We start from the raw sequence: 20913 nt of genomic DNA, 5'->3' as shown, positions 1-20913 counted from the left end.
AACCGAATACATGACCAACCGTCGTTCATTCCTCAAGCAGGCCGGCATCCTGGCCGCTGGCATCCCCCTGGCCTCGGCCGTGAACCTGCCGGCACTGGCCGCCACTCCCGCACCGCTGCCCAAGGACAAATGGGACCAGTTGCGCCAGTTGTTCACCCAGGACCCGAACTACCTGCATTTCGCCAATTTCCTGGTGACCTCGCACCCGCACCCAGTGCGTGAAGCCATCGAAATGCACCGCGTCAACCTTGACCGCAACCCAGGCCTGGCCATGGATTGGCATCGTGGCGAAACCGAGAAACGCGAGGAAGAAGTGCGCGTCTGGGCCGGTCGCTACTTGAAGGCCAAGCCGTCGCAGATCGCCCTGACCGGCAGCACCACCGAAGGCCTGGCGATGATTTACGCCGGCATCCACGTGCGCTCGGATCAGGAAATTCTCACCAGCGAACACGAGCACTATGCCGCCAACACAGTCTTGGAATATCGCACACAGAAGGACGGCACCCAGGTCCGCAAAATCAAATTGTTCGAAGACCCGTACAAGGTCTCCACCGCTGAGGTGCTGGCCGCGATTGAAAGCAACATTCGCCCCGAGACCCGCGTGCTGGGCATGACGTGGGTGCATTCCGGCAGCGGCGTGAAACTGCCCATCGGCGAGATCGGCAAACTGGTGGAAGCGAAAAACCGTGGCCGCGCCGACAAGGACCGCATCCTCTATGTGGTCGATGGCGTGCACGGCTTTGGCGTGGAGAACGTCGACTTTCCCGACATGCACTGCGATTTTTTCATTGCCGGCACCCACAAATGGATGTTCGGCCCACGGGGCACCGGGATCATCTGCGCCCGCTCCGACGAGCTCAAGGACGTCACCCCGACCATACCGACTTTCTCCGAAGCGACGCAGTTTTCGACGGTGATGACCTACGGCGGCTATCACTCCTTCGAACACCGCTGGGCGCTGACCGAGGCCTTCAAGCTGCACCTGGAACTGGGCAAGGCTGATGTCGCGGCGCGTATCCACCAGATCAACAGCTACCTGAAAAAACGTCTGCAAGCGCACCCGTCGGTAGAGCTGGTGACGCCGTTGTCGCCTGAGTACTCCGCCGGTTTCACCTTCTTCCGCATCAAGAACCGGGACTGTGAGGAAGTCGCCAATTACCTGATGGACCAGCGCGTGGTGTGCGACGCCGTTGACCGGGATGTCGGGCCGATCATTCGTGTCTCGCCGGGGTTGCTCAATACCCAAGCGCACATCGACCGCCTGATGGAACTGCTGGCCAACCAGGTCTGACTGAGCGAGAGCCAATATGAAAATCCCCCTGAAAAAACTCGGCGCCCTGACGCTGTTGGCCGTACTCGGCAGCGCTTTGCCCGGCCTCGCCCAGGCCTACACCGCGCCATTGCCCGGCAAGGTCTTCAAGGATTGCCGTAACTGCCCGGAAATGGTGGTGTTGCCCGCCGGCACCTTCAGCATGGGCACCCCGGACGACGAGGTCGGCCGCGAACCTGATGAAGGCCCGATGCATGCGGTGACGTTCGACAAACCCTTCGCCATGAGCCGCTACCAGATCACCGCCAGCGAATGGGACCAGTACATGAAGGAAACCGGAGTCACCCTGCCCGATGGCGACACCCGCCCCGGTCGCGAATGCATCAACAGCAAACCACGCTACCCCCAGGGCCCGCGCCAGCCAGCGGTGTGCATGAACTTCGCCGAGGTCAGCGCCTATGTCGCGTGGCTCTCGATGAAAACCGGTCAGCACTACCACATCGTCAGCGAGGCCCAGCGCGAATACGCGGCCCGCGCCGGCTCAACCGGGCCGTTCCCCTTCCCGTTCGACCCGGGCACCGAGTACAGCATCGCCACCCACGCCAACACCTACGGCCCGGTCGATGGCTACAGCTACAGCTCGCCGGTCGGCAGCTACCCACCCAACGCCTTCGGCATGTACGACATGCACGGCAACGTCTACGAGTGGATCGCCGACTGCTACCACCCGGACTACGTTGGCGCGCCCACCGATGGCAGCGCCTGGACTGAACCGAACTGCGACACCCTGCGCATCCGCGGCAACGACTGGGGCGAAGCACCGGTGTTTTCGCGCTCGGGCAACCGCAACGACATCGATCCACAAACCCGTGGCGACTGGATTGGTTTCCGCGTTGTGCGCACGCTCTAATCCCTCCCCAACCCTTATGGGTGCAGACTTGTTCGCGATGAGGCCGGTACCTCCGACATCAATGCTGACTGACAGACCGCCATCGCTGGCAAGCCAGCTCCTACAGTTTTTGCGTCGACCACAAACCATTCGAACAACCCCAACCCTGTAGGAGCAAGCTTGCTCGCGATGAGGCCGGTACCTCCGGCATCGATGTTGACTGACAGACCGCCATCGCGGGCAAGCCAGCTCCTACAGTTTTTACGTCGACCACAAACCATTCGAACGCCACCAAACCTGTAGGAGCAAGCTTGCTCGCGATGAGGCCCGTACATCCGACATCGATGATACTGGCAAGCTCTCTCCCACAGGTTTTGCATCGCCCACCGTTTAAATTAAGCCCTCCATCAGACGTTCTACTGGGTATCTGCCTCAGCCCCAAGGAACCCTCTGCTCATGACCCAGCCAACGCGCGGTGCAATTCATGAATTGTTCACCCTCCTCAAACCGTTCCGGCTGGTTGTCAGTCTGTCGATCGTTCTGGGCATGGTCGGCGGTCTGAGCGTGACGGTGTTGCTGGCCACGATCAACAACGCACTGCACTCGGCGGATGGACTGACCCAAGGTGTGGTCGCGCTATTCGGTGGTCTGTGCCTGCTGGCGCTCGGCAGTTCGATCTGCTCGGACATCGGTACCAATTACGTCGGCCAGCACATCATCGCCAGGCTACGCAAAGAGCTGGGGGAGAAGGTGCTTTGCGCGCCCATCGAACAGATCGAGCGCTACCGCAGCCACCGCTTGATCCCGGTACTGACCCACGACGTCGACACCATCAGCGACTTCGCTTTCGCCTTCGCGCCACTGGCGATTTCCCTGACCGTGACCCTCGGGTGCATGGGTTACCTGGCGATGCTGTCGTGGCCGATGTTCCTGATGATGGTGCTGGCGATTGCCATCGGCACCGGCATTCAGTTCTACGCACAGGGCAAGGGCATCCAGGGTTTCATGGCCGCCCGCGACGCCGAAGACGAGTTGCAGAGGCACTACAACGCCATCGCCGGTGGCGCCAAGGAGCTGCGCATTCACCGTCCGCGTCGCCAGCGCATGTTTGAATCGGGCATCAAGGGCACGGCCGATTTCATCTGCAACACCCAGGTGCGCTCGATCAATACTTTCGTGATCGCCAAGACCCTGGGCTCGATGCTGTTCTTCGTGGTGATCGGCCTGGCGCTGGCCCTGCAATCATTCTGGCCGAGCGCCGACAAGGCCGTGATGAGCGGGTTCGTGCTGGTGTTGCTGTACATGAAAGGGCCGATCGAACATTTGGTCAGCACCTTGCCGATCGTGAGCCGGGCGCGCATTGCCTTCCGGCGCATTGCCGAACTGTCGAGCCAGTTTTCTTCCCCCGAACCGCACCTGTTGCTCAGCGACAAAGGCAACGCTGCGGCCGTGGTCAATCGCCTGCAACTGGACAACGTCAGTTATGCGTTCCCGGCCGCACCGGGCAGCGAAGCGTTTCGCCTGGGTCCGGTGAACCTGACCATCGAGCAAGGCGAGATCATTTTCATCGTCGGTGAAAACGGTTGCGGCAAGACCACCTTGATCAAATTGCTGCTGGGTCTCTACGCGCCGCAACAGGGTGCCATCGTGCTCAACGGTCAAGCCATCGACGCGCAGAGCCGTGACGACTACCGCCAGTTGTTCACCACGATTTTTGCCGACTACTACCTGTTCGATGACGTGGTGCAGGGCGACCGGCACATCCCTGAAGACGCCAATCAATACCTGCAACGGCTGGAGATTGCGCACAAGGTCAGCGTCAGGGACGGCCGCTTCACCACCACCGACCTGTCCACCGGCCAGCGCAAACGCCTGGCGCTGGTCAATGCGTGGCTTGAGGAACGCCCGGTGCTGGTGTTCGACGAATGGGCCGCCGACCAGGACCCGACCTTCCGCCGAATCTTCTACACCGAACTGCTCCCGGACCTCAAACGCCTGGGCAAAACCATCATCGTCATCTCCCACGACGATCGCTATTTCGACCTGGCCGATCAACTGGTGCGCATGGAGTCCGGCCGGGTCGTGACCGAGCGCACAGCCGCCTGACAGCCGTTGCCGACACGCAGGTCATTGTTTTTCGAAGTTTGTTTTCCGGTTTAGCCGAGGTGGTCCGTCTAATAATAATTATCATTAACAAAAATCTGCACACCCCCTTCTGGAGCGATTCGAGCAATGCAAAGCCTTACTCTGTCCCGCGCACCGCTGGCACTCGCCATCGACCGGCAAAAGAAATTTCGAACGGTCTTGCCGGGCGCGCTGCTGGCCCTGTTGCTGCTGGGCACTTCCCAGGTTGAAGCGGCACCGGTGAACGTCAACGTTCCGTCTCAGTCGCTGGCCAGCGCCTTGCGCCAATTGGGCCAACAGACCAACCTGCAGATCCTGTACAGCCAGGACATGGTCAACGGCATCAAGTCCACGGCGGTGTCGGGCAACATGGAGCCGGAGCAGGCATTGAAGACGTTGCTGCTGGGGAGCGGCATCAATTTTCAACTGAACGGCAACACCGTTTCACTGGTACCGGCAGCGGATAATTCCAGCACGCTGCAACTGGGCGCCACTTCGATCACCGGCCTGGCGCTGGGGCCGACCACCGAAGGCACGCATTCCTACACCAGCGATGAAGTCAGCATCGGCAAGGGCAATATCAAGGTCAAGGACATCCCGCAGTCGGTATCCGTGGTCACGCGCCAGCGCATGGACGACCAGAACCTGAACAACCTGCAAGATGCCATGCGTCAGGTCACCGGCGTGACCATCAAGACCTACAACACCGGTTCCAGCCTCAACGACGTCTACATGCGCGGCTTCCTCGTCGATCAGGTCCAGGTTGACGGTGTGTCGCAACCGACCGGTCAGGGCGACCTGTCCACCAGCTTTGACCTGGCGATGTACGACCGCGTCGAAGTGCTGCGCGGTCCGTCGGGCCTGTATCAAGGCGCTGGCGAACCTGGCGGCACAATCAACGTGGTGCGCAAGCGCGCCCTGGACAAATTCGCCCTGAGTGGCGAGGTGGCGGGTGGCTCTTATGACCACTACCGGTCCTCGGTGGATGTCACCGGCCCGTTGAACGACCAGGGCACCGTCCGCGGCCGTTTCGTGACCGCCTACGAGAACAACAAATCCTACGTCGACTACGCCAAGAACGAACGCCCGATGGTTTACGGCCGCCTGGAATTGGACCTCGACCCGGCCACGACCCTGTCGGTCGGCGGCGCCTACCAGAAGAACAACTCCACCCCGGCGTTCGGCCTGCCGGCCTATGCCGACGGCAGTTTGCTGGATGTCCCACGCTCGACCTTCGTCGATGCCAAGTGGAACACCCTCAATGAAAAAGTCTGGGAAAGCTTTGCCGAAGTGGACCACGCGCTGGACAACGGCGGTCAGTTCAAGACCACCGTGACCTACCGCGATGCCGAGACCCCGGAGCGTAACTTTACCTGGGCCGACGGCGCTGTCGATCCCGCGACCGGCGACAGCTGGGCCGTGGCGTACGACTATTACACCCATATCAAGACCATCGGCGTCGACAGTTTCGTCACCACGCCATTCGAATTCGCCGATCGCCAGCACGAGTTCACCGTGGGTGCCGAATACCAGCACCTGGACAAGGACTTCACCTACGGCGGTGGCGAGTACTTTCCGATCAACGTGTACGATCCGGGCAGCATCGACATTCCGCATAACGACTATGAGCACGTCAACGGCAACTGGTCCAAGTCCGACCAGTACGGCCTCTACACCCGCGCCAAGTTCAACGTCACCGACTGGCTCGATGTCATTGGCGGCAGCCGCGTAACCTGGTACGAAAGCGACGCGAAAAACGAGAACGCCTTCTTCAACAACTACGGCGAAGCGCACACCAGCATCAACCACAAGGTCGTGCCGTACGGCGCCATCATTGGCAAGATCACCCCGGAACTGTCGACCTACTTCAGCTACACCGGCGTGTTCAAGCCACAAAGCGAAATCGGCACCGATGGCGAGCCGGTCGGCCCGCGTGAAGGCGAACAGTATGAGATCGGCCTCAAGCGCGAGTTCTTCGACGGTCGCCTGAACGCCAGCATCGCCGCTTTTCGCATCTACGATGAGAACCGTGCCGAGTACGACGACAGCACCGGCGCCTACATGACCGAGGGCAAGGCGCGCAGCCAGGGCTGGGAAACCGAGTTGAGCGGCAACCTGACCGACAACTGGAGCATCGTCACCGGTTACGCCTACACCGACACCAAGTACCTGGAAGCCGCAGACGCCAACAAAGGCAAGACCTTCAGCACCATCACGCCCAAGCACAACTACAACCTGTGGACCAAGTACGACTTCACCGACGGAGCGCTCAAGGGCTTCAACGTCGGCGGTGGCGTACGTGCCGTCAGCGAAACCTACTACCAGCGTGACGTGAAGTTCAAACAAGGCGGCTTTGCCGTCACCACGGCGCAGATCGGCTACAAGTTCAACGATCACCTGTCGTCGACACTGACTGCCAACAATCTGTTTGACCGCAAATACTATGATCGCGTCGATGCCGCCTGGGGCACCAACTTCTACGGTGACCCGCGCACCTTTACCCTGAGCCTGCGCGCCCAATACTGATCGTCGTCTTTCATGTACATCACCGGGCCGCTTGCGGCCCGGTGATGTTTTTTGAGGATCAACGAAAATCGGCGAATGGACAGAAAACGAACCTTCTGGACAGATCGCGCAGGCATTTTCTGCCACCGTGAATTTGTAACATTAAGCGTCATTTCGAATCAGATAGTAGCCAGCCCAACGCTTGTTCAATGAGGCTGCATCGTGTTTCAACGTCTTGTGTGTTCGCTGTCCGTTCTGAGCCTGTCCATCGCCGCCGCCCAGGCGGCCGAGACCGCCCCGCTCAACACCCCGCGCCTGAAAGGCATGGACAACTTCCGGGATGTCGCCGGGACCACCACCGCGTACTCCACGGCCAACGATGGCACGATGCGCGCCGGCGTTTTCTATCGCGCCAACGCGCTAACCCCGACTGCGACAGACCTGGCCAACCTGAACGGGCTGGGCATCAAGGCTGTCTTTGATCTGCGCACGCCCAGCGAGATCGCCGCCACCCCCGACACGCTGCTGACCGGTGCGACCTACACCAACATCGACATCATCGGCAGCACGACTTCCGGTTCGAACGTCACGTCAATCTCCTTCACCAGTGCCGCCCAAGCCTTCGCCATGATGCAGGAGACCAACCGCGCCTTCGTCAACGACGCCGGAATGCGCGGCCAGTTCACCCAGCTGTTCAATGAACTGGCCGCTGTCGATGGCGCCGCGCTGTTCCATTGCACCGCCGGCAAGGACCGCACCGGCTGGACCGCCGCCGTGCTGCAAAGCATCGCCGGGGTCGACAACGCAACCATCATGAGCGACTACCTGGCGACCAACGACTACACCGCCGCGCGCATGGCAGCGACGTTGAAGGCACTGCCGCCGAGCATGGCGGCCATCTATGCGCCGTTGCTTGGCGTAGACGCCAGTTACCTGCAAGCCGGTCTGGACCAGGTGAGCGCGCAATACGGCAGCATGGACAATTACCTCAAGCAGGGCCTGGGTCTGTCCCAGGAAACCATTTATGTGCTGCGCGGCAAAATGGTCGAGTACAACAGCCTGCCCGGCCAGGCAGGGTTTGTCGGCAACGCCGCGGCCGGTGCACAGCTGTTGCAGCAATTGCAGAACACCCGCCTGTCGGGCACTTACAGTGACTACAACTATTACCTGCAATCGGCCATTGATGTGGGCGATCTCGGCGGCGTGCAGTCCACGGTGGGTGGTCAGGTACACGCCGACGCCGCCAGTTACCTGCTGCGCCAGAACGCAATGATCGAACAGGCCGCCGCGCCGTTCTCCAGCGGCACCGACCTCAAGATCGGGCAATACCGTTTGTGGAGCACCGCGCTGGCAGGCTATCTGGGCACCGACGGTTCGGCCCACGCCGAGAGCAGCAACGAACACAGCCAGGGCTTGATGATCGGCCTGACCCAACGTTTCTCCGAACAGTTCAGCGCTTACGGCGGCTTCGGCTACAGCAAGGGCAGCGTCGGCGGCGCCGGGGGCGAAGCGGACACCGACCTGACGTTCTTCAGCGCCGGCGCCCGTTATGCACCGAATGGCCTGGAGCGCGGGTTATTTGTTGACGCCGACGCCAGCGCCGGCTACATCGACTACGACAGCAAACGCGACCTTGGCGGCGGACTGGGCACGGCCAAGGGCGACAGCCACGGCAACCTCACCGGCGCCACGTTGGCGCTGGGTTACCGCATGCCGATCAGCGGCGTGACTTTAGAACCGAGCCTCGGCGTGCGCGTCAGCCACTTGAACCTGTCGGGTTTCAAGGAAAAAGGCAGCGAACTGGCCCTCGAAGTCGACGACATCAACGAGACCCGCAAAAGTGCCGTGGCCAACCTCAACGCCTCGTTCAACGCCTTCAGCATGGGCGCCTGGCAATTGGTGCCGGGGGTACAGGTTGGTTATGAACACGTGCTGGGCGACAACGAAATCAACAGCAAAGGGCACCTGCTGGGCCTGGATATCGAACAGCGCGCGGCTTTCGACAACCGCGACCAGTTCCTGGGTGGGGTGAATGTCATGGCCAACCTCGGCGCATTGAGCGTGGGGGCCGAGGTCGGTGCCACGGGCGGCGGCGACAGCCACGGCAGTTATGGCAGCCTCAAGGCCAGCTATCTGTTCTGACGGATCACGCCCGGCTCAAACCGCTGTTGCGGCGGTTTGAGCCACAGACCATCAGGCCGGGTGCCGTACTCGCAAGCCCTTCCTCACGTGCGCCGGGCTGACACCATAAGCGCGTTGGAAATACTGCGTGAACCGGCCGACGTTGCTGAACCCGAACTGCAACGCCACCTCCGTCACCGAAGCCGCGACGTTTTGCGTGAGCACGCCGTACGCCCGCTCGAGACGAACTTGCCGCTGGTAAGTCACGATCGACATGCCGACAAAACGCTGAAAACCGTCCTGCAACGCCCGCAGACTGACGTTCGTCATGCTCGCCAGGTCCGTACCGCTGACCAGATTGTCGGGATGCTCCTGGATGTATTCCACGGCCAGCTTCACGTGGCGCGGCGCGATCAGCGGGGACGGGCGACGCAAGGTTTCGGTGAAGTTATGCGGCCAGGCTTCCAGCACCGCATCCACCAACATCTCCCGCAAGCGCGACGGCATCAGCGAACCCGTATTCATAAGCAAATCAAACTCGGCCCCCGTGGCCAGTTCCACCAGAGCCCTGATGCTCTGGAACGCCGCCACATCCAGGTCCACCACCGGCTCGAACAGGACTTTTTCCAGGATCGGTTTGCCCAGCAAGGTCGACAGTCGCTCAGTGATCAGCGCCCACCGGATCGAAATGCCGTGCTGCGCGTGATTGTCGAGAAAGCGCACCGAGCGCACATCGGCCTTGTCGATGGCCAGGCCGATCTGGCCGAAGCCGACCGACTCGGTGGCGTGGTTGAAAATGATCTTGCCGGCCGTGGGAATCACGAAAGTGATCTCGTCCAGAGGATCGGGAAAGTCGACCGAGAAGTCGCCCCGGTAATGCATGCGACGAAAACTCACGCCTTCGTGTCGGCCATAGACCCCGCCGATGATGATATTGCGCGGCGGCGGTGGGGAATCGGCATACAGGTTGCCGAACATCCTCGAAAACATGGCACCAAAGTCGTCGCAGCGCATGTCATCGGAGCGCAGGATAATTGGCTGGCGGGTTGTGCTTGAGTACACCTGAGAGTCGCCTTGAGTGGGCCGAAGCGGCGCGCAGAATCTACCAGCTGTAAATGACAGGCACGTGACGGCCTATGCTTCATGAACGCTCGATTCAAGAGGAGGCGCAACATGGACCGATTCACCGGAGGTTGCCTGTGCGGCAACGTAAGAATCGTGGCGACGGGCCGCCCCTACCGGGTCGGCCTCTGCCATTGTCTTGACTGCCGCAAACACCATGGGGCGCTGTTCCACGCCTCGGCGATATTCCCCGAAAAGGCGGTGACTATCGAAGGCGAGACCCGCGACTACGCCGGGCGGTTTTTCTGTCCTCGTTGCGGTTCATCCGTTTTTGCGCACAGCGCCGACGAAATCGAAGTAAACCTGGGTTCACTCGATGCACCTGATCAACTCAAACCCACCTACGAAAGCTGGACCGTGCGCCGCGAATCCTGGCTGCCGCCCTTCCCGCTCACCCGACACTACGCGGCTGATCGCGAAGGCACGGGGCGTTTCGAGGACGACTAGCCTTTGAGCGCCTTTTCGATGCCCGCGATGTCGATTTTGCCCATTTGCATCATGGCTTCAAATGCGCGTTTGGCCGCGGAGGGGTCCGGATCGGTGATCGCCGCCGTCAGGACGCGTGGCGTGATCTGCCACGACAGGCCCCACTTGTCCTGGCACCAGCCGCAGACGTTTTCCTGACCACCGTTATCGACGATCGCCTTCCACAAGCGGTCGGTTTCGGCCTGATCGTCGGTCGCCACCTGGAACGAAAACGCCTGGTTGTGCTTGATCCCCGAACCGCCGTTGAGCCCCAGGCATGGAATGCCCATCACCGTGAACTCGACCGTCAGGACGTCACCCTGTTTGCCTGCCGGATAGTCACCGGGCGCTTGATGCACGGCGGTTACGCAGCTGTCCGCAAAGGTTGCGGCATAGAATTTCGCAGCATCCAGGGCATCACCGTCGTACCAGAGGCAAATCGTGTTTTTGCTGACCATGGGGGTTCTCCTGAATCGGAAATTGACCGGCTCATTCTAGCTCGACATCGGCAGCCAACATTCGCGCTCGGCGTTGGCTATTTCGCCACGCTTTGTTCCTTGATGTCGCCGCAAAAAATATCCACGTTGCCATCGGTCGCCGCCGTGCGCACCACCACCGAGTACTCACCGGCCAGCAAGGCCGACAGCTCGACAGGCGCGCTCCTGGAGAAAGTCCAGCCGCGTATCGCCTGGCGCTCGGTGGTGACGATGTCGTTCATCGCATAGGCCACCGGCCCCGGTTGCTGGCAGCTGCCTTTGTTGATGAAGCTGTAGAGACGCAAGGGCAACGAGACGCCACCGGGTGCACCGCTGATGAAGAAACTGAGCCCGGTTTGCTTGTCCCACGCAGACAGCGTGACGTTGCCGATCTGACCGGCGTTCTGCCGCGTGGCGGCCAGGGGAACGTAAACACTTTTGTTCGATGACGTCGTACAGCCGAAGAGGCTCGCGCCAATCATCAGCGCTGCCAGCGAGTGCCTGAGTTTCATTGCCAAACTCCTGCAAGAAGAATTGCAAAGGTGGATTAGCGGTATAGCTCATTTATGCCCGTTCGGCCGCTCGCCGGCCGCTTGTTAATTCAATAAGGACAGCTCTGGGGACCGGTCAGCGGCCATTGCGCAAAAGCGCAAGACTTCCAGTTGAAAAGCCGGATAATGGCGGCCAATTTGAAGCTCGCAATCTGGTAACCCTCATGGAAATCAAGGTCAACTTTCTCGACAACCTTCGGCTTGAAGCCAAGTTCGACGACTTCACGGTGGTAGCCGATCAACCGATTCGCTACAAGGGCGATGGTTCGGCACCCGGTCCGTTCGACTACTTCCTGGCTTCGTCGGCGTTGTGCGCGGCCTATTTCGTGAAGCTGTATTGCGAAACCCGCAATATCCCCACCGAAAACATCCGCCTGTCGCAGAACAACATTGTTGACCCGGAAAACCGCTACAACCAGATTTTCAAGATTCAGGTCGAATTGCCGGCCGATATCTCCGACAAAGACCGTCAGGGCATTCTGCGCTCCATCGACCGTTGCACGGTGAAAAAGGTCGTGCAAGCCGGGCCTGAGTTCGTCATCGAGGAAGTGGAAAACCTCGATGCCGACGCCCAGGCGCTGCTGATGCCGGCCTCTACTTCGCAAGCAGGCACCTACATCGTTGGCAAGGACCTGCCGCTGGAGCAAACCATCGCCAACATGTCGGGCATTCTCGCCGGCCTGGGCATGAAGATCGAAATCGCTTCATGGCGCAATATCGTGCCCAATGTATGGTCGTTGCATATCCGCGATGCGAGCTCGCCGATGTGCTTTACCAACGGCAAGGGCGCGACCAAGGAAGGCGCGTTGGCGTCGGCGTTGGGCGAGTTTATCGAGCGTCTCAACTGCAACTTCTTCTACAACGATCAGTTCTGGGGCGAAGAACTCGCCAACGCGCCATTCGTGCATTACCCGGACGAACGCTGGTTCCAGCCAGGCCCTAAAGACGCACTGCCGGCCGAGATTCTCGACCAATACTGCCTGAAGGTTTACAACCGCGATGGCGAGTTGCGCGGCTCGCATCTGTTCGACACCAACTCCGGCAACGAAGAGCGCGGTATCGTTTCGTTGCCGTTCGTGCGTCAGTCCGACGGCGAGGTGGTGTATTTCCCGTCCAACCTGATCGAAAACCTGTACCTCAGCAACGGCATGAGCGCCGGTAACACGCTGGCCGAAGCGCAAGTGCAGTGCCTGTCGGAAATCTTCGAGCGTGCGGTTAAACGCGAAATCATCGAGGGCGAAATGGCCCTGCCGGATGTGCCTCAGGAAGTGCTGGCGAAGTACCCCGGCATTCTGGCCGGTATCAAGGGCCTGGAAGAGCAAGGCTTCCCGGTGCTGGTCAAGGATGCGTCGCTGGGTGGCGAGTTCCCGGTGATGTGCGTTACCTTGATGAACCCGCGTACCGGCGGCGTGTTTGCCTCGTTCGGCGCCCACCCAAGCCTTGAAGTGGCGCTGGAACGCAGCCTGACCGAATTGCTCCAGGGCCGCAGCTTCGAAGGCCTGAACGATCTGCCTCAGCCGACCTTTGAAGGCCACGCGGTGACTGAGCCGAACAACTTCGTCGAGCACTTCATCGACTCCAGCGGCGTGGTGTCGTGGCGTTTCTTCAGTGCCCGGTCGGATTACGAATTTGTCGAGTGGGACTTCTCCGGCCAGGGTGAAAACTCCAACACCGAAGAAGCCGCGACCCTGTTCGGCATCCTCGAAAACATGGGCAAGGAAAGCTACATGGCGGTGTACGAGCACATCGGTGCAACCGCCTGCCGCATCCTGGTGCCGGACTATTCGGAAATCTATCCGGTCGACGATCTGATCTGGGACAACACCAACAAAGCGCTGTTCTTCCGTGAAGACATCCTGAACCTGCACAGCCTGGACAAGGCCGGTCTGAAAGCACTGGTCAAGCGCCTGGAAGAAAGCGAACTGGATGACTACACCGACATCACCACCCTGATCGGCATCGAGTTTGACGACAACACGTCCTGGGGCCAGTTGACGATTCTGGAGCTGAAACTGCTGATCTACCTCGCGCTGCAGAACTACGACGAAGCGAAAGAAAGGGTCGAGATGTTCCTGCAGTACAACGACAACACGGTCGAACGCGGTTTGTTCTACCAGGCCGTGAATGCGGTACTGGAGATGGAACTGGACGAAGATCTGGAACTGGCCGATTACGAAGTCAACTTCCGCCGGATGTTCGGCAACGAGCGAATGGACGCCGCGATCGGTTCCGTGGACGGCAGCGTCCGCTTCTACGGCCTGACGCCGACGAGCATGAAACTTGAAGGCCTCGACAAGCACCTGCGCCTGATCGACAGCTACAAGAAGCTGCACACAGCGCGGGCCAACGTCACCGCCAAGTAGCCTTTCTGTTTTATGTAGGAGCGAGCCTGCTCGCGATGGACTCAAGAACGCTATTTTTAGCCAGTAAAAACGCGTTTTCGTTAACGACCATCGCGAGCAGGCTCGCTCCTACAACAACAATCAAAAGTTGATCTTGAACCCCAACATGGCGTCATAGCCATGGCTGTCGCCGTCGAAGCCCTGGCGATAACCGGCCGAGACCGTGAACGTGGTGCGCTGGTTGGCCTGGTAATCCACCCCCAGGTTGACCTCGCCCCACGTCCCCTGAATATCCGACTCGAACGGGACATAACCCGATTGGGACGAGAACTCGGTTTTCGGTTGCCCTTTGAACTCATGCCAGACGCTCGGACGAATCCAGCCGTTGGTGCGCCGTGCAGTCTTGTCCGTGCCTTCGGTTTCCCAATCTCTGGCAATGCGCACGCCCAATCGGCCGATCAGCGATTCCACGTCCTTGAACCGCACGTTGGCCCCGACATCGTTACTGTCGTCGAGGTCAACGGTGCTGTAGATCGCCTGAAGTTGCGGTTCGACGTACCAGTCTTTGTCGACTGCATATGGGTAGCCGCTTTCCAGCGACGCGGTGTATCCCCAGCCCCGGGTCTCCAGTTCGGGCAGCTCGCTGGGCTTGGCCTCGATATCGAAGCGGTTGACTTGCAGCACACCGTCCAGATACCAGCCCGAAGGTCCGAAATGGGTCCAATAGGCGCCCACCCCATAGGCGCGCAAGGTGTCCTGACCGGCCGCCAGACCGTTGTAATGGCTGACGCCCGCATCGAGGGTGCCCGCCGACAGGGAAACACCCGCCTGATCGTGGCTGCCATCAGTGTCGACCTTGCGGTAGAGGTCGGTGCCGACCTGGAACGCGGTCAGGTCGTAGTTGTATTCCGGCGTGTTGCCCAAGGCATTTTTTCGATCCCCGTCCTGTTTGCCACTGCGATAAATCACCCGCCCCCATCCCATCGAAGGCGAATAGGTGGCCTGGTCCTCGGCAGGTAACGGGTCGCCGGGGTTGAGGCGCTCTTCGCCGACCCGTTCATGCAGTGTATCGACCATCGTCCGGCCATAGACCAGCGCCAGCGCGGGCAACGCACCATATAGCGAGACCTCGGGACGGTAGTTCGGCACCGGGGCGGGATCAGGCGTTGGGTCAGGGTCCGGTGTTGGATCAGGATCCGGTGTTGGATCAGGATCCGGCGTTGGGTCAGGCGTCGGGTCCGGGCCAGGCCCAGGAGGATCATCCGGGATCAGGGCATCCGAACGCAGGAACCAGGTGTCCCTGGCGCTGCCATCCTCGGCGCCTTGTTGCAGGCGGTACTCATACGGCCCGGCGACGACCCGGCGCGCGAGGCGGAAGGCATTCGGATCGCTCGCTGTGACAGACTTGTTGGTCAACTCAACGACCGCAATCCCGTTGCCTTGGGTCACCTCGCCCAAGCCGCCAATGTTGCTGACGGCAACGCTGGTCGCGCCGCCGCTGCCGGTCGAGGTCGAGTCCACGACCAGCATGTCGGAGCGGCTGTTTGCCCCGCCTTCATTCAGGGTGCTGTTGAGCAGCAGGTTGCCACCGTTGGAAACAAACACACCGCCCCCATTGGCACCGGCCGTGGTCGCACCGCTGATCAGCAGCACGTTGCCCACCGTGCGAGTGCCCCCCGGCAGGTCAAGGGTGCCGCTGTGGGTGAAACGACCCACGCCCAGCAATTGGCCTTGCACGGCGCCGCCCGCTGTCGGTGTATTGACCGATTGACCCAAGGGCAGATAAGCACCGCTGCTGTTGAAATTGACGATGCCGGATGCGGGCTGGGACGCCAGGCGAATCAGGCCGGTGTTGTCGATGCTGTTGCCGGTCGCCGAACCCAGGTTGCTGACCGCAATACCCCAGGTGTCACGGACTCCGCTGCCGGTGCTGTCGGAAAAATTGCGCAAGGTCCAGGTGCCTTGGTTGGTGATCTGGCTGACAGCACTTGAGGCCGAGACCGAGCCGGTCATCTGCCCGGCATTATTGAGCGTAAACGTATTCCCGGTACCGCTGGCATCCGCACGAACGGCCGAATCGCTGAGTGCCGTGATATTGCCCGTGTTGTTCAACGCTTGCGTGGCACCGGCCAGGGTGACGCCACTGCTGTCTGACCATCCACCTTGAATCGCCGCGCTGTTGCTGACGCTGACCGATCCACCCTGCGCCTGCGCATCGATCCCCGACGAACCAGTGCCTTTGGTGGTGATCGACCCCGAATTGTTGACCGTCAGATTGGCCGCGCCTGAAGCCTCGGCGCGAATGCCCTGGCTGTTGCTTGCACCAAGCGTCTGGATCGCACCGGTGTTGGTGATGGTCTGCTGACCAGTCGTGGAAAAGGTGCGAATGCCCTGTTGCTGATTGCCCCGCGCAATAAGCTCGCCCGTGTTACTGATCGTGAGGCTGCCTAACCCGGTTCCCGAATCGAACGCATTGCCAGCCACGATGGCGGCGCCGGAACCGTTGACGTCGATACGCGGCCCGGTGAACGTCACATTCACATCGCCGCCCAGGGACAAGGCCTGCAGGCCGAACGAGCCTATACCGGTACCGTCGCCACCGCCGGTATTGGAATGGGTGATGATCGTCCCGCCGGCCTTGATGTCCACAGTGTCTGTGGTGGACTGGGTGGAGGCGTAGATGCCGTTCGCATTGCCGTTGAAGGTCTCGATGCGATTGCCGGTGTAATCGACACGGACACTGCCTGCCCTCGCGTCAGCCCGAATGCCACCCGCAACGGCGCCGCTGGCCGAGATGTCCCCCGCATAATCGACGGCGATGTTGCCACCTTCGTTACTGATGATGATGCCGTAGGCGCGAGTGGTCGTCAGGCCACCGACGACATTGATGTTGCCATTGCCGGTGACGGTCGCGTCGCCGGTTCCGCGCTTGATGACGTAGATGGCACGCGAGCCGGTGATATCGGTGGTGCTGCCGACGTTGAGCGGTGCATTGTTCTGGATGCTGATATTGCCCAGAGCTGCGACGTTATCGTTGACGTAGATACCGTGGCCGCCGCCACCGGTCGTAGTGATCGTGCCGTCATTGACCACGGCAATGCTCCCGGTGGTCGAGAGCGCGCGTATACCGAAGCCGTTCAAGCCATTGGTGGTAATCGATCCGCTGTTGTGCAGCGTGGTGTCGCCGGTGCCGCCTTCCGTGAAAATGCCGAATGCGTTCATGCCGCGCCCTTCGACGCTGGCCGCGTTATCGACAGTGGTGTTGCCGTTGATCGCACGGGTATGGACACCCGCGTGATTGCCGACCCCCGCCGTGGGCAACGAATCGTCATCAATAGGCGGGCCACTGGACAGTTCACTGGCGTTGTCGACAAGAAAACTGACACCATTGCCGACGCTCACATTGACGTCGCCGCTGCCCGAGCCTTTGGCCCAGATGCCGTTGCCGCCTAAAGTGGTGACCGAGCCACTGCCGGCATGCGCCACATTAATGGTGCCACCGCCACTGGCGTTCACATCGATGCCGTCGTGTTCGTTGCCTTCGACCGTATTGAGGATGTTCAGCGTGGTGCCGGACGTAACAGACACGGTGGACAGCCCGGTATTGACGTTGGTAATTGCCAGCGCATCCAGGCCCGAGCCCCCGAGGTTGACCGTGTTGACGCCGCCATCAATCGTGAGAGCAGCGTTGCCTGAGCCACCCACTCCGATCACGTTGGCGAAGACGGCATTGGCAGCAGTGGGCGGTGTGCTGGTGATCGTGGTGCCGCTGAGGGTAATCGTCGAGTTGCTGTTGTTGGCGCGACTGAGCACTGATGAGCCTACGGCGGTGGTGATCGTCGTACCCGGTTGCGTGGTGATCGTGGCATCAACTCCAGCCGCCGGGGTACAGGTCTGGGACAGGATATAAGCCCCGGGTGCCGTCGGCCCGCACGCGGCTTGTGCATCCGGCAGCCAGAACGTATTGACGATGACAAACAGCAAAGCACAGCGGCCGCGCAAGCTGTAATCAATGGACTCCGTGGCAGTATTGAATCGCATAGTAACCTCCCAACCTTGCTATTCCATTAGTTAGGCAAAGTCAGTACTTCGTCTTCCCTGACTACCTCTGCTGCTCACAGCCATAAACGTTAGTTGATTTTCAATGCGGACGACGAAAACCTGAAGCATCCTCGTCACGATCAATCAGTCCCGGTACATGGCTGGATCAACGTTCAGCGTTGTGGACCAGAGGCCGTAGGTGCAGAGCTTTTTTCCATGTACCCTTCCGGCCGGCGACATTCGCCGGGGTGAGAAAGAGGCTGCAGTTGAACCAACAGACATTGTCCATGCGCCTGGAGCGCGTGGCGGCGCAGGTGCCGGCAGGTGCGCACCTGGCCGATATCGGCTCGGATCACGGTTATTTGCCGGTGGCCTTGATACGTCGCGGCGCCATCGCGATGGCGGTGGCCGGCGAAGTGGCATTGACGCCGTTTCGCGCGGCCGAGCGCACCGTGCGCGAAAACGGCCAGGAGCGGCGAATCACCGTGCGCCTGGCCAATGGTCTGGCGGCGATCGAGCCGGGTGACGCAATCACGGCGATCAGTATCTGCGGCATGGGCGGCGAGACCATCCGCGACATCCTCGAGAGTGGCAAGGCGCGCCTGAGCGGTCAGGAGCGCCTGATCCTGCAGCCCAATGGTGGCGAGCAGCCACTGCGCCAATGGCTGATGGACAATGGCTACCGCATCCTCTGCGAGGAGCTGTTGCGGGAAAACCGCTTCAGCTACGAAATCATCGTCGCCGAGCGCTCCGGACCGGTGATATACACCCCCCGGGAGCTGTACTTCGGCCCGTTTCAACTGCAAACACGCAGCCCTGCATTCCTGGCCAAGTGGCAACGCCTGCTGCGTGAGAAACAGCGAACACTGAGCAACTTTGCTCATGCTCGGCAAGTACCTGAGGATAAGGTGCAAGACATCGCGCGGCAGGCACGGTGGATCAGCGAAATGCTGGCTTGAGGAAGCTCTTTTCAAAGGCCTGCTATAGTCAGAGCCGGAGCTTCTCAAGGCAATCGTTCGGATAAGCACTACTCAGGAGTTTTGTCATGCGAATCGTAGCGGCCGCTGTATGTACTGCCCTGCTCTCCCTGGCTTTGCCATCGCTGTCCTTCGCCGGATCAGATTGCGATGATGCGGGCAGTGCCAGTGACGTCAGAAACTGTCTGAAAAACAACAGCGACAACAATCAAAAGGGCAAAGGCAATTGCAACGACAATGGCAATTGCGGTAAGGCCAAGGACAAGGCAAAAAACAAAGACTATGACAATGACGATTACTCGGTCGAATGCAGGGATATCAACAGCACGGTGCTGCGCCGCCAATGTCTTGATAAACGCAGAGACTGAATGAGCCAACCCTGACACTGCTCGGTGCTGGCTCAAAACAACACCGCAGTCAGTCGCTTTTCGCGGTGGCCAGGTAATACGCAACCAAAGCGTTTGCGTGGCCATGCCCAATGCCATGCTCAGTCTTGAGCCAGGCCACCCTTTCCATATGTTTCTTGTCGTCGACTGTTTTGAGCAGGTTCAGCCAATGGCTGATCGGCTGCCCATACTTCTTTTCAATGGATGGGAAGTACGAGGCGGGGCCTTTGGTTTTGATCTCTTCAGTCACGATGCAAAACTCCCTTTCGGCTTGATAATCAGGCAACAGCGCATGTCGCGTTGTGGGTTCTGCGCAGAACGCTGTCATTAAGTTTTCAAATTAAAGCACAGCCTGACAGTGGCGCGATTGGGCTCAATATCGGATCGATGGGGGAGCGAGGTTGCTCCTACAAGAGTACGGCGTCAGGCCAGACTCTCGCTGATCTGCGCCGCCAGTTGCGCCAACATCTGCGGCACTTCCTGAACCATTTCACCCATGCGCGCAAAATCGTGGGTCATGCCGGCTTTCATATCCAGGACCAACGGCTGACCCGCGCTGCGCAGTTTTTCGGCCCATGCCAGGCCTTCGTCCAGCAACGGGTCGTACTCGGCCAGCCACAGCACGGTGGGTGTCAGTCGTTCCAGGCGTTCGGCGTACAGCGGTGAAAAACGCCAGTCGCTGCGATCGGCCTCACTGCGTTGATACTGCTGGTAGAACCACTCCAGCGTGGTGGCTTCCAGCAAATAACCTTCGGCGAATCGCTCCAGCGACGGGCGTTTTTGCACGGCATCGATTACCGGATACAGCAGCACTTGCAGGCGAGGCACAAGGGGCCAGGCCAGCGGATCCTGCGCGATGGCAAGCGACAGCGACGCCACCAGGCTGCCACCGACACTGTCCCCGGCCAGCGCCACCCGATTCACATCAAGCCCCAGCGCAGGCGCACCATTCGCCAGCCAGCGAGCCACGTCCTCGGCATCGTTATAGGCGGTGGGAAAACGGTGCTCAGGCGCCAGACGATAATCCGCCGACAAGACGGCAAACACCCCCGCCAGTGCCAGACGCCGGCATAAGGTGTCGTGGGAATCGAGACTACCCACCACGTAACCGCCGCCATGGAAGTACAGCAACACCGGGCGTGGTTCGCTGCTTGCCTGAGGTTTGGCGTATAGACGGGCACTGAGCAGATGCCCATCGCGGGCAGGAATGTTCACAGCCGTCACGACCAGCGCCCCCGACGGGGCCGCATCGAGCAACTGTGAGGTCTGCTCGAATTGCTTGCGTGCCTCGTCCGGACTCAGCTCATGCATGGGCTGGCTCTTGCCGCTCAGGCGGCCAAACTCGGCCAGCTCAAGAAATCCTTCGATGTCCGGGTGCAGTGCCATGGGCGGTCGTCTCCAAAAATAAAAAGGCTCACCGTGGTAAACGAAGCGTTAGGGTTGTTCGTTAGGGCGAACTCGATAATCTCAGGCTGAATGAAAACCTGTGGCGAGGGAGCTTGCTCCCGCTCGGCTGCGCAGCAGCCGCAAACCCGAACAATGCGGTACGCATGAATAACCGCAGTGGCTGGTTTTAGGGCCGCTTCGCAGCCCAACGGGGGCAAGCCCCCTCGCCACAGGGAAGCCCGCTCGCCACAATTTATT

The 20913-nt window shown here is 60.3% G+C and carries 15 protein-coding genes; 8 read left to right on the top strand and 7 right to left on the bottom strand.

What is annotated here, in order from left to right:
• The first annotated feature begins 10 nt into the window (after positions 1–10).
• The 5 genes from AD668_RS08925 to AD668_RS08905 all read left to right on the top strand — a co-directional run bounded on the left by AD668_RS08925 (position 11) and on the right by AD668_RS08905 (position 8930).
• Positions 11–1291 carry an aminotransferase class V-fold PLP-dependent enzyme gene (locus AD668_RS08925; RefSeq protein WP_053157191.1) on the top strand — a complete coding sequence of 427 codons (1281 nt, stop codon included), beginning with the start codon at positions 11–13 and terminating at the stop codon, positions 1289–1291.
• A gap of 16 nt (positions 1292–1307) precedes the next feature.
• A complete protein-coding gene (locus AD668_RS08920; RefSeq protein ID WP_053157188.1) occupies positions 1308–2180 on the top strand; it encodes a formylglycine-generating enzyme family protein in 873 nt (290 codons plus the stop codon).
• 435 nt (positions 2181–2615) lie between these two features.
• Positions 2616–4265: a cyclic peptide export ABC transporter gene (locus AD668_RS08915; protein ID WP_053157185.1), complete on the top strand. Its 1650-nt coding sequence runs from the start codon at positions 2616–2618 to the stop codon at positions 4263–4265.
• A 126-nt stretch (positions 4266–4391) separates the two neighbouring features.
• Positions 4392–6809, top strand: a complete 2418-nt coding sequence (locus AD668_RS08910) for a TonB-dependent receptor (RefSeq protein WP_053157183.1) — start codon at positions 4392–4394, stop codon at positions 6807–6809.
• 201 nt (positions 6810–7010) lie between these two features.
• A complete protein-coding gene (locus AD668_RS08905; RefSeq protein WP_053157180.1) occupies positions 7011–8930 on the top strand; it encodes a tyrosine-protein phosphatase in 1920 nt (639 codons plus the stop codon).
• A 51-nt stretch (positions 8931–8981) separates the two neighbouring features.
• Here the strand turns inward: AD668_RS08905 and AD668_RS08900 are convergent, their stop codons facing one another.
• The gene (locus AD668_RS08900) at positions 8982–9923 is read right to left on the bottom strand and encodes a helix-turn-helix domain-containing protein (RefSeq protein WP_371259781.1); all 942 of its coding nucleotides are present in this window, start codon (positions 9921–9923) and stop codon (positions 8982–8984) included.
• Positions 9924–10082: 159 nt separating this feature from the next.
• On the opposite strand from AD668_RS08900, the gene AD668_RS08895 reads away from it, so the two are divergent.
• On the top strand, positions 10083–10478 hold the full coding sequence (locus AD668_RS08895) for a GFA family protein (RefSeq protein ID WP_053157174.1): 396 nt from the start codon (positions 10083–10085) through the stop codon (positions 10476–10478).
• Here AD668_RS08895 and AD668_RS08890 read toward each other — a convergent pair.
• On the bottom strand, positions 10475–10954 hold the full coding sequence (locus AD668_RS08890) for a VOC family protein (RefSeq protein WP_053157171.1): 480 nt from the start codon (positions 10952–10954) through the stop codon (positions 10475–10477). The genes AD668_RS08895 and AD668_RS08890 overlap by 4 nt on opposite strands.
• A gap of 77 nt (positions 10955–11031) precedes the next feature.
• Positions 11032–11484: a hypothetical protein gene (locus tag AD668_RS08885; RefSeq protein WP_053157169.1), complete on the bottom strand. Its 453-nt coding sequence runs from the start codon at positions 11482–11484 to the stop codon at positions 11032–11034.
• A gap of 203 nt (positions 11485–11687) precedes the next feature.
• Here AD668_RS08885 and AD668_RS08880 point away from each other — a divergent pair, with 203 nt between their 5' ends.
• Positions 11688–13886, top strand: a complete 2199-nt coding sequence (locus tag AD668_RS08880) for an OsmC domain/YcaO domain-containing protein (RefSeq protein WP_053157165.1) — start codon at positions 11688–11690, stop codon at positions 13884–13886.
• A 120-nt stretch (positions 13887–14006) separates the two neighbouring features.
• Here AD668_RS08880 and AD668_RS08875 read toward each other — a convergent pair whose 3' ends face one another.
• Complete coding sequence (locus AD668_RS08875; RefSeq protein WP_053157162.1) at positions 14007–17906, bottom strand: autotransporter outer membrane beta-barrel domain-containing protein; 3900 nt, start codon at positions 17904–17906, stop codon at positions 14007–14009.
• Positions 17907–18172: 266 nt separating this feature from the next.
• On the opposite strand from AD668_RS08875, the gene AD668_RS08870 reads away from it, so the two are divergent.
• On the top strand, positions 18173–18865 hold the full coding sequence (locus AD668_RS08870; RefSeq protein WP_305728998.1) for a tRNA (adenine(22)-N(1))-methyltransferase TrmK: 693 nt from the start codon (positions 18173–18175) through the stop codon (positions 18863–18865).
• A 158-nt stretch (positions 18866–19023) separates the two neighbouring features.
• On the opposite strand, the gene AD668_RS29430 is transcribed toward AD668_RS08870, so the two are convergent.
• From AD668_RS29430 to AD668_RS08855, 3 genes are all read right to left on the bottom strand, one after another.
• A complete protein-coding gene (locus tag AD668_RS29430; protein ID WP_156322320.1) occupies positions 19024–19356 on the bottom strand; it encodes a hypothetical protein in 333 nt (110 codons plus the stop codon).
• Positions 19301–19519, bottom strand: a complete 219-nt coding sequence (locus AD668_RS08860) for a DUF4287 domain-containing protein (protein WP_053157968.1) — start codon at positions 19517–19519, stop codon at positions 19301–19303. Before AD668_RS08860 ends, AD668_RS29430 begins: the two co-directional genes overlap by 56 nt.
• 173 nt (positions 19520–19692) lie before the next feature.
• On the bottom strand, positions 19693–20655 hold the full coding sequence (locus AD668_RS08855; protein WP_053157154.1) for an alpha/beta hydrolase: 963 nt from the start codon (positions 20653–20655) through the stop codon (positions 19693–19695).
• Positions 20656–20913 lie beyond the last annotated feature (258 nt).

Origin of the sequence: Pseudomonas sp. P1.8, assembly GCF_001269805.1 — a bacterium.
GTDB lineage: Bacteria > Pseudomonadota > Gammaproteobacteria > Pseudomonadales > Pseudomonadaceae > Aquipseudomonas.
Note: the sequence above shows the minus strand (reverse complement) of the source record. Positions and strands in the feature narration are given on the sequence as shown.